This window comes from Streptomyces sp. NPDC091281 (genome assembly GCF_044757425.1).
Taxonomy (GTDB): Bacteria; Actinomycetota; Actinomycetes; order Streptomycetales; family Streptomycetaceae; genus Streptomyces.
This window is the reverse complement of record NZ_JBIVUY010000009.1, coordinates 77268-89214: the sequence shown is the minus strand read 5'-3', so window position 1 is coordinate 89214 and position 11947 is coordinate 77268. Positions and strand designations below refer to the sequence as shown.

Annotated in this window: 9 protein-coding genes; 1 reads left to right on the top strand and 8 read right to left on the bottom strand. The window is 72.5% G+C overall.

Annotated features, from left to right (window positions below; all coding sequences use genetic code 11):
• Positions 1-5: 5 nt before the first annotated feature.
• From ACIQPQ_RS23470 to ACIQPQ_RS23450, 5 genes are all read right to left on the bottom strand, one after another.
• Complete coding sequence (locus ACIQPQ_RS23470; protein WP_401306632.1) at positions 6-1760, bottom strand: beta-galactosidase family protein; 1755 nt, start codon at positions 1758-1760, stop codon at positions 6-8.
• 208 nt (positions 1761-1968) lie between these two features.
• Complete coding sequence (locus tag ACIQPQ_RS23465; protein WP_383773957.1) at positions 1969-2832, bottom strand: MurR/RpiR family transcriptional regulator; 864 nt, start codon at positions 2830-2832, stop codon at positions 1969-1971.
• A gap of 147 nt (positions 2833-2979) precedes the next feature.
• Positions 2980-4320 carry an ABC transporter substrate-binding protein gene (locus ACIQPQ_RS23460; protein ID WP_401306629.1) on the bottom strand — a complete coding sequence of 447 codons (1341 nt, stop codon included), beginning with the start codon at positions 4318-4320 and terminating at the stop codon, positions 2980-2982.
• A 47-nt stretch (positions 4321-4367) separates the two neighbouring features.
• The gene (locus ACIQPQ_RS23455; RefSeq protein WP_401306626.1) at positions 4368-5342 is read right to left on the bottom strand and encodes a carbohydrate ABC transporter permease; all 975 of its coding nucleotides are present in this window, start codon (positions 5340-5342) and stop codon (positions 4368-4370) included.
• A complete protein-coding gene (locus tag ACIQPQ_RS23450) occupies positions 5342-6262 on the bottom strand; it encodes a carbohydrate ABC transporter permease (RefSeq protein ID WP_401306623.1) in 921 nt (306 codons plus the stop codon). The genes ACIQPQ_RS23455 and ACIQPQ_RS23450 overlap by 1 nt, the downstream gene beginning before the upstream one ends.
• Before the next feature lie 263 nt (positions 6263-6525).
• Between ACIQPQ_RS23450 and ACIQPQ_RS23445 the strand changes: the two genes are divergently transcribed.
• The gene (locus ACIQPQ_RS23445; protein ID WP_401306620.1) at positions 6526-8001 is read left to right on the top strand and encodes a family 43 glycosylhydrolase; all 1476 of its coding nucleotides are present in this window, start codon (positions 6526-6528) and stop codon (positions 7999-8001) included.
• A 16-nt stretch (positions 8002-8017) separates the two neighbouring features.
• Here the strand turns inward: ACIQPQ_RS23445 and ACIQPQ_RS23440 are convergent, their stop codons facing one another.
• The 3 genes from ACIQPQ_RS23440 to ACIQPQ_RS23430 form a co-directional block, all read right to left on the bottom strand.
• A complete protein-coding gene (locus ACIQPQ_RS23440; RefSeq protein ID WP_401307161.1) occupies positions 8018-8860 on the bottom strand; it encodes an ECF transporter S component in 843 nt (280 codons plus the stop codon).
• 128 nt (positions 8861-8988) lie between these two features.
• Positions 8989-10650, bottom strand: a complete 1662-nt coding sequence (locus ACIQPQ_RS23435; protein WP_401306619.1) for an ABC transporter ATP-binding protein — start codon at positions 10648-10650, stop codon at positions 8989-8991.
• The gene (locus ACIQPQ_RS23430) at positions 10647-11942 is read right to left on the bottom strand and encodes an energy-coupling factor transporter transmembrane component T (protein ID WP_401306617.1); all 1296 of its coding nucleotides are present in this window, start codon (positions 11940-11942) and stop codon (positions 10647-10649) included. Before ACIQPQ_RS23430 ends, ACIQPQ_RS23435 begins: the two co-directional genes overlap by 4 nt.
• Between the last annotated feature and the right edge of the window lie 5 nt (positions 11943-11947).

Sequence of the window (11947 nt, the reverse complement as noted above, 5' to 3'; positions counted from 1 at the left end):
TGTCCTCACTCGTCCGTCGGGCCCAGGTCGGGGGTGGTGCGCAGGGCGGCGGTGGCCGTCGCGGTGCCGTGGAGTTCGAGGACGACGAGGTCGTTGCGGCCGGGGCGCAGGACCGGGCCGGGGACGTAGAGGGAGCGCTGCGGGCCCCGTGACCAGTAGCGGCCGAGGGCGAACCCGTTGATCCAGGCGTTGCCCTTGGTCCAGCCGTCGAGGTGGAGATACGTGTCCGCGGGGTCGCCGACCTCGAACGTCCCCCGGTGGAAGGCGGGTCCGGGCGGGGGCGGGTCCTGCGTGAACGTCAGCGCGTCCAGGGCCCGCGGGGAGTCCAGGGGCAGCGGGGTGCAGCGCCAGCCGGTCAGGACGGTGCCGTCGAAGGTGACGTCACCGAGGAGGCCCTTGCGGTCGTGCAGTCCGGCGCCGTAGTTGACGCGCCCCTGGTTCTCCACCAGGAGGGTGAGCCGGGCGCCCGGCGCGGGTGAACTCAGGCTCAGGGCCTGGTCCTTGTGCTCGCGTTCGAGGACGCCGACCGGCTGTCCGTCGACCAGGACCTGGGCGCGGTCGCGGACGCCGGGCACGACGAGGGTGCCGGGACCGGCCGACGGCAGGGTGGTCTCGTAGCGGACGAAGCCGAAGGCCTGGCCCAACTCCTCCATGGTGAGCGGGTGTTCGGAGGTGACCGGGGTGCCGAGGCGGTCCGCCTGGTCGAGCAGGGACGCGCGGAGCGGAAGGGATATCGCGTCCACGGCCAGCTTCGGGCCCGGGGCCGGGACCGGGTCGGGCGGGAGCGGGGCGTGGGCGCCGATCACCTCGCGGAAGCGGTGGTACTTGGCCGTCGGGTCGCCCGCCTCGTCGAGCGGGGCGTCGTAGTCGTACGAGGTGACCGTGGGGCGGTAACGGCCCTTGTCGTTGGCGCCGTTGGTGAAGCCGAAGTTGGTGCCGCCGTGGAACATGTACAGGTTGACGGAGGCGCCCGCGGCGAGCAGCCCGTCCAGCAGGTCCGCGGTCTCCTCGGTGCCGCGGGTCTGGTGGGCGGCGCCCCAGCGGTCGAACCAGCCCGCCCAGAACTCCCCGCACATCAGGGGGCCTTCGGGGTGCACACGGCGCAGCGCGGCGAGGCTCCGGCCGACGTCACCCCACAGGTTGACGGTCGGCAGGACGCCCGGCACCGTGCCGCGGTCGAGGTCGGCGGCCTGGTCGGAGGTGAAGAGGGGGACGTCGACGCCGTGGCGGCGGAGCAGGTCGGCCAGGTGGGCCGGGTAGGCGGGGTCGTGGGAGGCGGCGGCGCCGTACTCGTTCTCGACCTGGACGGCGATGACGGGGCCGCCCGCCGTGGCGAGGTGGGGACGCAGGACCGGGAGCAGGAGGTCGAAGTAGCGCTCCACCGGGGCGAGATAGCGGGGGTCGGTGGTGCGGAGGCGGATGTCGGGGTCGGTGAGCAGCCAGGACGGGAGGCCGCCCGCCTCCCACTCGGCGCAGATGTAGGGGCCGGGGCGGAGGAGGACGTGCAGGCCCTCCGCGGCGGCGAGGTCGAGGAAGCGGGGGAGGTCGAGGGCGCCGGTGAGGTCGAGGTGGGGGTGGGGGGTGGGCTGGTGGAGGTTCCAGGGGACGTACACGTCGACGGTGTTGAGGCCCATGAGGCGGGCCTTGTGGAGGCGGTCCTGCCAGTGGGCGGGGTGGAGGCGGAAGTAGTGGAGGCTGCCGGAGATGATGCGGAAGGGGTGGTGGTGGAGGCGGAAGCCTGTGGGGGTGAGGGTGAGCATGGGTGTCCCGGGGGTGTGTGGGTGGTGGGTGGGGATTTCGCCCCCGCCGCCCCTTCCCGTCCCGAACCTGGGGGCTGCGCCCCCAGACCCCCTCTGTCGGCCCCGAAAGGGCCTCGTCCTCAGACTCCCCCAGAGGGGGGACCCCCAGACGGGCTGGGTGGGGCGGACCCGCGTCGTCAACTGCGGCCGCACAAAGCAGACTTGTCGGTCAGTCCGTTGCCAGGAAGTCGTTCGGGTTCACTCGGGGGGTGAGGCGGTCGGGGACACGTTGGGCCACGAGGGCCCAGAGGAGGGCGCCGACGAGGGTGTCGCTGGAGCGGCCCGCGAAGTAGTCGGTCCAGGAGTTTCCGAGGCCGGTTCCGGTGTGTATGGCGACGTCGACGGCCTGGGCGAGAGGGGAGTCGGGGCTGCCGGTGATGAGGGCGGTGAGGGCGCCGGTGGTGCGGGCCGTCTCGACGAACTTGGCGCAGATCGGGCTGTCGCCGGAGCGGGAGACCACGAGGGCGAGGTCGCCGGGGCCGAGAAGGCTGGCGCCGATCTGGCCGAAGTAGGCGCCCTCCCCGAACCAGACGGGCACGCCGATGCGGAACAGGCGCAGGTACAGCTCGTGCGCGGGCGGCGCGTCGCCCCACTCGGCGAACATCTGCACGCGGCCGGCGGTGACGAGGCGGTCGGCGACGGTCTCCATGGCCGCGAGGTCCACGGCGGCCATGGCGTTGCGGGCGGCGGCCAGTTGGTTGCCCGCGAGGATGCTGAGCACCTTGTCGGCGGGGTCGTCGGGGGTGATCGCCGAGCCGATGTCCTGCTCCCAGCCCGCCTGCACGTCCCGCCCGTGCTCACGGGCGAGGGCCGCCCGGAACTCGGGGAAGCCGTCGAAGCCGAGCGCGGTCGACAGGCGGGTGACGGTCGCCGGGGAGGTGCCCGCCGACTCGGCGAGGGAGGTGATCGAGGACCGGCCGACCACGGAGGGGGTGGCCAGGATGACCTCGGCGACGCGCCGTTTCGGTCCGGTGAGGCCGGGCAGCGCCGAGCGCAGCAGCTCCAGCGGGCTGACCTCGCCTACCCCGTCCATCGACCGCCTCTCGCTCTTCCGCACCACGACACTCCCGATCCTGATCTTCGGTGAGCCGCGGCTCACAGGCTACCCCCCTCGTCCCCGGGCCGGCGGCCGTCCGGGCCGCCCCGCCCCCGGCCGTGTCCGCGCCGTCCGGCCGGCGGGCTAGCCGACGGTGAAACCCTGGCTCTTCCCGTACTTGACCAGGGCGTCCTGCCAGTTCCGCAGGCCTTCCTGGAGGGTGATCCCGCCGGTGAAGGCCTTGCCGACCTGGTCGTTGAAGATGTTGCCCGCGTAGACGTCGTACGGGAGGAACTGCCAGCCCTCGCGGACGGCGGCGAGGGAGTCGGCGAAGACCCGGTTGATCTCCTGCCCTCCGAAGTAGGCCGACTTCCGGCCGACGAAGTCCGGGTCGGACAGCACCGCGGCGCGGGCCGGGAACGAGCCCGACCTCTGCGCGATGTCGGCGCCCTCCTCGACGCTGATGAAGCGCTGGAGCGCCGCCGCCGCGAGCTGGTGGTCGCTCTGCTTCATCATGGCGAAGCTGCCGCCGCCGTTGGTCGCGGACTCCTTGCCGCCGAAGTCGGGCAGCGGGGCCACCCGCCAGTCGCCCGCGCCGTCGGGGACGCCCGACTCCAGGGTGCCCGCCATCCAGGCGCCGGACAGCAGGGTGGCGATGTTTCCCGAGGCGAGGCCCTTGTACCACTCGGTGCTCCACCCGGCGACCGGCGAGAGAAGCTTCTCGTCGATGAGCGGCTGGTAGGAGGCGGCGAACTTACGGCTCCCGGCGTCCTCGAGGTCGATGCCGACCTTGTCGCCCTCGGCGGAGAAGGGGGTGCCGCCCGCCGCCCGGATGAGGCTCTCGGTGAGGCCCGCGTTGCCGTTGTCGGCGGCGATGTACGTCTTCGGGTCGGCCTTGTGCAGATCCCGGGCCGCGTCGAGGTACTCGTCCCAAGTGGTGGGGACCGCGATGCCGTGCGCGTCGAAGACCTTCTTGTTGTAGAACAGCGCCATCGGGCCCGCGTTGAGCGGGAGTTCGTACAGTTTCCCGTCCGTCTTCACCGCGTTCCAGGTGGCGGGGGTGAAGGTGCTCTCCAGGTCGTCGAAGCCGAACCGGCCGAGGTCGACGAGTTCCCCGGCGAGGGCGAACTGCGGGATGGCGCTGTACTCGACGGTGGCGAGGTCGGGGGCGCCCTTGCCCGCCTTGAGGGCGTTCTGGAGCTTGGTGTAGTGCTCGGGCCCGGTACCGACGTTCTCGACCTTCACCTTGATCTTCGGGTACTTCTTCTCGAAGGCCCTGGCGATGTCGGGCAGGCTGGCGGACCAGGTCCACACCGTCAGTTCGGTGGGCTTCTGGAGCGCTTCCTGGATCTGCTCCTCGGTGACCTTCCCGGTGGAGCCGCCGGTGCCCGAGCCGGACGAACCGCAGGCGGTGGCGGTGACGGCGGTGAGCGCGGCGCAGAGGACGAGGGCGGTCACTCTGCGGCGGGGTCGTCTGCGTGCCATGGGGCGTGGTTCCTGACTCTTGAGGGTGTGTTCGGAACGGGCCGGGGTCAGCCCTTGGTGCTGCCCGCCGCCAGGCCCGCGCGCCAGTAGCGCTGGAGGGCGAGGAAGACGAGGACGAGCGGGACGATCGTGAGGAGGGAGCCGGTGACGACGAGGTTCGTGATGACCTCGCCGTCGGCGGTGGCCGCCTGGTTGTTCCACTGGTTGAGGCCCACGGTGAGGGGGAACCAGGTGGGGTCGTTGAGCATGATCAGCGGCAGGAAGTAGTTGTTCCAGACGCTGACGATCTCCAGCAGGAAGACCGAGACCACGGCCGGGGTGAGCAGGCGCAGCGACACGGAGAAGAAGATCCGGAACTCCCCCGCGCCGTCCACCCGGGCCGCGTCCATCACCTCGTCGGGCACGGCGTCGCGGGCGTAACTGAACAGGATGTAGAGGCCGAACGGTGTGACGAGCAGCGGAACCAGCACCGCCCAGGGGGTGTTCGTGAGGCCCAGTTCGCTGAAGAGGAGGAAGGTCGGTACGGCGAGGGCCGAGCCGGGGACGGCGACCGCGCCCAGCACCACGGCCAGGAAGGCGCGCCGCCCGCGGAAGTCGTACTTGGCGAGCCCGTATCCGGCGAGGGTGGCGAGGAACGTGGAGCCGCCCGCGCCGACGACGACGTAGAGCGCGGTGTTGGCGAACCAGCGCAGGTAGATGCCGTCGTCGTAGGTGAGGACGCCGTGGATGTTGTCCCAGAGGGCGAAGTCGTCGCCGAACCAGAGGCCGAAGCTGCCGAAGAGCTGGTCGAGGGACTTGGTGGAGTTGATGACGAGCCACACGATGGGCAGCAGGCTGTAGGCGAGCAGCAGCGACATCAGGGCGGTGAGGGCCGGCGAGCGGCGCGGCCGGGCGTCGGGGCGCAGCGCCCCGGCGGTCCGTGCCGGTGTGCCGGGCGGGGCGGCGGCGCCGGTCGCGTCCGGTGCGGAGGTTCCGGCGGGGTCCGGGGTGCGGTGGAGCGGCTGGTGCTCGACGGCGGCCATCAGGCGTCCCTTCCCATGCCTCGGCGCTGCACGGTGAAGGCGACGATCGCGGTGACGACGCCCATGATCACCGCGACGGTGGCGGCGGCGTTGTACTGCTGTCCGCCGAACGAGAGGCTGTAGGCGTACATGTTGGGCGTGAAGTCGGTGCTGATCACGTTGGGGACCAGTCCGCGCAGGATGTTGGGCTCGTTGAACAGCTGGAACCCGCCGATCACCGAGAACACCGTGGCCACGACCATCGTGGAGCGGATGGCCGGCAGTTTGATGTGCAGGATCGTGCGCCAGGCGCCCGCGCCGTCCAGGGTGGCCGCCTCGTACAGCTCGGCGGGCACGGCCTGGAGGGCGGAGTAGAAGACGAGCATGTTGTAGCCGATGTAGAGCCAGAGCACGATGTTGCCGATGGACGGCAGGACGAGCGCGCCGGACAGCGGATCGGGGACGGCGACGCCGAAGTACTCCTTGAGGTCGCCGACCAGGCCGAACTGGGCGCCGTAGAGGTAGCCCCACAGCAGTGAGGCCACGACGCCGGGGACCGCGTACGGCAGGAAGACGCCGAGCCGGAAGAGCGCCGGGGCGTGCAGTTTGGCACTGTCGAGGGCGAGGGCGGCGCCGAGAGCGAGCCCGATCATGACCGGCACCTGGATGAGCGCGAACAGGCCGACCCGGGCGACCGTCCCCCAGAAGTGCGGGTCGGTGAGCTGGTCGCGGTAGTTGTCCAGGCCGACGAACGAGACGCCGCCGACCAGCCGCTCCTGGAAGAGGCTGAGCCCGATCGTGTAGGCGATGGGCGCGACGACCGCCAGGGCGAACGGTACGGCGAAGGGAAGGACGAAGGCCCACCCGGTGAGCCCGCGCGTGAGCCGCCGTGGTCGGGCGTCTGACGCGCGGCGGGGCGGGGTGCCCGGCCTTGTGCGCATGGATGCTCCCGTGGTGCTGAGAGGGGTGTAGCCGCAGTGGGCGCCCACGAAGGAGGGGGAAGAGCGACCGCGGGAGAAATTTATTTCACGACGGGGTCGGATGGATAGACGTGGTGATAATTTTTTTCAGCCGGTGGGATCTGGCCATCCGCGCCGTCCCCCGCGCACCCGCCCGACGGGCGCCGCTCACTGCGGCCCCGGACCGGCCACCGCACTCCGGTCCGCCCCTCGGGCACCGCTCACGTTCACGTCGAAGGAGCCGTATGAACAAGCGATCGCAGGCCGCCCGGCGCACCGTCCTCGCGGCGGGCGCCGCCACCGCCCTCGCCCTGGGCGGTCCCGCGCCGTCGGCCGGGGCCGCCGACCCGGTGCCGTCCGTCGCCAACGACACCGTCTGGCGCGACACCGCGGGCGACCCGGTCCTCGCGCAGGGCGGCAACGTGCTGAAGGTCGGCTCGGCGTACTACTGGGTGGGCACCTCCCTGGTCAGCGGGCAGCCCAAGCACGTCAACCTCTACCGCTCGACCGACCTGGAGACCTGGACCTTCGAGGGGCCGATCCTGAGCCAGTCGGGCACCACGGGCGACCTCGCCACCGGCAAGTGGCTCGGCCGCCCCCAGCTGGTCCACAACCCCACCACCGGGATGTATGTGCTCGTCGTCGAGGTGAACGGGCCGACCGCCGGGCTCGGCAACTCGGTCCTCTTCGCCACCAGCCCGACCGTCGACGGGACGTACACACCGGGGACGAGCAGCCTGGTCAACGGCTACACGATGGGCGACCACTCGGTCTTCGTCGACGGCGACGACGCCTACCTCGTGTACGTCGGGGACAACGCCACCACCCGGAACGTGTCGATGAACGTCGCCCCGCTGGACGCGGACTGGACGTCGGTGAAGCCCGCGGTCTCCACCGGATGGGACAACCTGCGCGAGGCGCCCGCGATCCTCAAGAAGGACTCCGCCTACTACATGTTCGCCTCCGGCAAGGACTGGTGGAACGCCACCGCGACCTCCTACCGCACCAGCACCGACCTGAAGACCTGGAGCGCGTGGAAGACCCTGGCGACCGACCCGCCGTCGGGCAACTCCTACGGCACGCAGTTCGAGCAGATCATCCCGGTCGTGGGGAGCGAGTCCACCTCGTACCTCTACAACGGGGACCGCTACTCGCAGTTCCACGGCGGGACCGCGCCCGCGCCCGGCGGCATCGGGCGCAACGCCTGGTATCCGCTGACGTTCACCGACGGGGTGCCGACGCTGCACGGCGCGACCACCGTCGACGTGGACGCGGCGGCGGGCACGCTGCGGGCCGACGAGATCGCCAACGGCCGCTTCGACCAGGACGTGGCGGGCACGGCGATACCGCAGTGGTCGGTGTCGGGCACGGCGGGCGCGACCAAGGTCGAGGACACGACCGATCCCGGCAACCGCAGGCTCGCGATGTGGTCGGCCGGCCCCTACAACGCCTGGGCCGCGCAGGACCTCACCCTGCCGAACGGCACCTACACCCTGTCCTTCGACCACCGTTCCAGCGGCGGCCAGACCAACGCGTACGTCTCCGTCAAGAACTACGGCGGCCCCGAGATCCAGACCTCGCTGAAGACCGCCCAACCCACTTGGGCCACCAGGACGGTGACGTTCACGGTGACCAACGGGTCGGCCCGGGTGGGGATCTGGACCGACGGGCCGGGCGGCAAGTGGCTCAACCTCGACAACGTGTCGGTCTGGAGGAACTAGGCGGAACTGGGTGCAACTAGGTCTGGTCGGGCCGGGGTTCGCGTTTCGGCCGGGGTTTCGGCTCCGGTCGCGGCTCCGGCTCCGGGACTGACTCCGGCACCGACTCCGGCGGGCGGGCCCCGGCGAAGCGGACCGGGGCCCGGAAGCGGGCGCGGCGGGCGGCTCGGCGGAACGTCGTCAGCACCGCCGGGCCCGCCAGCAGGACGCACACGAAGGTGGTGACGGCGCGGCCGGTGTCCCAGCCGAGCGAGGTGGCGATGTCGAACGCGATGTAGCGCTGCCACTGCTCGGTGAAGGGCAGACCCGGCAGATAGGCGATCGAGCTGCCGGGGTCCAGGGAGAACGGCCAGAAGGAGAGGTTGAGGAGGAAGCCGAAGAGATAGCCGGACAGCGAGCCGTAGACGGCGAGCAGGAGCACCTCGCGGCGGCCGGTCGCGCGGGGCAGGAACCCGGCGAGCATCCCGACGAAGGCGCAGCCGAACATCTGGTACGGCATCCACGGGCCGACGCCGCCCGTGATCAGCGCGGACGTGAACAGCGAGGTGCAGCCCAGGGTGAAGCCGAAGCCGGGGCCGTAGACCCGTCCGGCGAGGACCAGCACGAAGAACACGGTCTCGATGCCGGCGGTCCCGGCGCCCAGGGGACGCAGGGCGGCGTTGACGGCCGACAGCACGCCGAGCATGGCGAGGGCCTTGGAGTCGATGCCGCCCTCGGCGATCTCGGAGAGCACCACGCACAGCACCAGCAGGAGCAGCACGCCGAAGATGAGCGGCGGGGCGTAGTGCGAGCCGAAGGTGCCGGGCGCGACGACGAACGGCCAGAAGAACGCGACCAGTCCGAGGAACGCCGCCATCGTCATGACCAGGCCGACGCGGGGAGTGAGGCGGATCGCCGCGACGGGACGGGCGCGGCCGTCCGTCGGGTGGGGGCCGTTCGGTGGCTGGGTGCCGTTCGATGGCGTGGTGCCGTTCGGTGGCTGGGTGCCGCTCACCGGGCCGGTCCCGTCCCGGCGACCAGTTCCCGCGTGACTTGACGGACCGTCAAGTAAGGCAGCGGTGCGAGGATCTTGGCGGTCTGCGGGGCGAAGACCGGTGACGCGACGATGACGTCGGCGGTGGGTCCGTCGGCGACGACGTCCCCCTCGGCCATCACCACCACCCGGTCGGCGGCGCGCGCCGCGAACTCGACGTCGTGGGTGGCGACGACCACCGCCCGGCCCTCCGCCACCAACGCGTCCACGATGCGCACGAGTTCGGCCTTCGCCCGGTAGTCCAGGCCCCGGGTGGGCTCGTCCAGGAGGACGATCCGGGGCGTGGCGGCGAGCTGGACGGCGAGGACCAGCGCCAGCTTCTGCCCCTCGGACAGGTCGCGGGGGTGGACGGTGCCGTCGATGCCGGGCGCGAGCCGGTCGAGGAGGTCACGGGCGCGCGGGGACGCCGTGCCCGGCCCGGTCTCCGACTCGGCGTCCGCCTGGTCGAGTTCCTGCTCGACGCTCTCCAGGTAGAGCAGGTCGGCCGGGGTCTGCGGGACCAGGCCGACCAGGCGCCGGGCGCGGTCCGCGGACACGGTGTGCGGGTCGGCGCCGGCCGAGCCGCCGGGCGCCTCCGGGACGCGGACGGTGCCCGCGGTGCGGGGCCCCGCGCCCTGGAGCGCCCACAGCAGGGACGACTTGCCGGACCCGTTGCGGCCCATCAGCGCGGTCACCTCCCCCGCGTGCAGGTCCAGGTCGACCTCGCGCACGGCGGGCACGCCCCGGTACGAGACCGTCACGCCGCGCGCGGTGAGCAGGCGGGCCGGGTCGGCGGACGGAGCCGGGCGGGCCGCGGCGGGCGTGCGGTCGGCGAGGCGGGCCCGCAACGGGGCGGCGGCGCGGCGGGCGTCGCGGACCGACAGCGGCAGCGGGTCCCACCCGGCCGCGCGGCCCAGTTCCACGATCGGCGGCGCGATCGACGCCGTACGGAGGATGTCGGCGGGCGCGCCGATGCGGGCGCGGCCGTCGCCGGGGAGGTGCAGGACACGGTCGGCGTACTGCACGACGCGCTCCAGGCGGTGTTCGGCCATGAGGACGGTCACGCCGAGGTCGTGGACGAGACGGGTGACCGCGGCAAGGACCTCCTCGGCGGCGGCCGGGTCGAGGGCGGAGGTCGGCTCGTCCAGCACCAGGACGCGGGGGTGCGCGGTGAGGACGGAGCCGATAGCGACGCGCTGCTGCTGGCCGCCGGAGAGTTCGTACAGCGCGCGGTGGCGCAGGTCGGCGAGGCCGAGCAGGTCCAGGGTCTCCTCGACGCGCTTGCGCATCGTCGCCGGAGGGATCGCCAACTGCTCCATGCCGTAGGCGAGTTCTTCCTCGACGGTGTCGGTGACGAAGCCGTCGGCGGGGTCCTGGCCCACCACCCCGACGACGTCGGCGAGTTCGCGCGGCGGATGGTGGGCGGTGTCACGGCCGTCGACGGTGACCCGGCCGTACAGGGTGCCGCCCGTGAAGTGCGGGACCAGCCCGTTGACGGCGCCCAGGAGGGTCGACTTGCCGACGCCCGTGTGGCCGACGACCAGGCAGAGTTCGCCCTCCTCCACGGTGAGGTCGACGTCGCGCAGCGCGGGCGCGGGCGCGTCGTCGTAGTGCACGGTGACCTGGTCGAAGGTGATCACGCGGGGTCGGCTCTCCGGTCGGTGCGGGTGGGGGCGGGCCGCTGGGGCGGGGTGGGCGGCGGGGCGAGGAAACCGGCGGTGCCCGCGAGGAGGATCGCGGCGGTGGGCACCAGCGGGAGGGAGGGCCAGGTGAGCGGATAGAACGTGGGGTTGAGCTGGGCGGGGTCGTAGCCGAGGTCGGTGAGGAGGAGGACGGCGGAGAGCAGGCCGCTGCCCGCCACCGCCCACTCGGGCAGCCGCCACGGGTCGGGGCGGTACGTCGTCCGCGTCACCCGGCGTCCGCCGAGCCGCAGCCCGCCCGCGCAGAGCAGCGCGCCCAGCGTCATCGCGGGCAGGCCTAGGAAGGCGGGCGCGGTGGCGTCGAGCAGCCCGTACGCCCCGGCGCACAGCCCGCACATGCCGAGCAGCATCAGCGCGCCCGTGATCCGGCGGGAGCGGCGGGTGGCGGTGCCCGCCCGGCCGTAGCCGCGCGCGTCCATGGCGGCGGCGAGCCGCAGCGAGCGTTCGAGGGCGTCCTCCAGGACGGGGACGACGATCCCGCGCAGCGCCTTCACCCCCCGGGTGCGTCCGGCGCGCAACTTCTTGGCGCGGGCGACGCGTTGGACGCTCTGCACCAGTTGGGGCGCGACGCTGAGGGCGACGGTGACGGCGACGCCGAGTTCGTAGAGCGCGCCGGGCAGGACACGCAGGGCGCGTTTGGGGTTGGCGAGGGTGTTGGCGGCGCCGATGCAGCACAGCATGCAGGCGAGCCGCAGCCCGTCGGTGGCCGCCGACAACAGCGCCTCCAGGGAGACCGGCCCGCCGATGCGGATGCCCGCGTACCAGTCGGGGGTGGGGAGATGCGGGAGGGAGAACAGGAAGTGGTCGCGCGGGGTGATGCCGGTGGCGAACACGGCGCGGAAGACGACACGGATCGCGACGACGGTGAGGGCGAGGTACAGGTAGTACTTGAAGCCGCGCGCCCAGGGGGCCTCGGTGCGGCGGGCCGTGACGACGTAGCCGAGGACGGCCAGCACCAGGAAGAGCAGCAGCGGGTTGTCGGTGCGGCTGACGGCGGTCGCCAGCGCGAGCGCCCACACCCACCAGGCCACCGGGTGCAGCCCACGCGGCAGCCGCCGCCCCCTGTGGTCGGGCGCGGGCGCGGGGGCGGGGGCGGGTGCGTTCGTGCCCGGTCCTGTGCCCGGTCCGGCGGTAGGCGGGTCCGTCGCGGTGGCCGGGGTTCCCTTACGGGTCGTACGGGTTGTAGGGGTTGTAGGGGTCGTGTGGCCGGTATTACGGGTCGTACGGGCCATCGGGG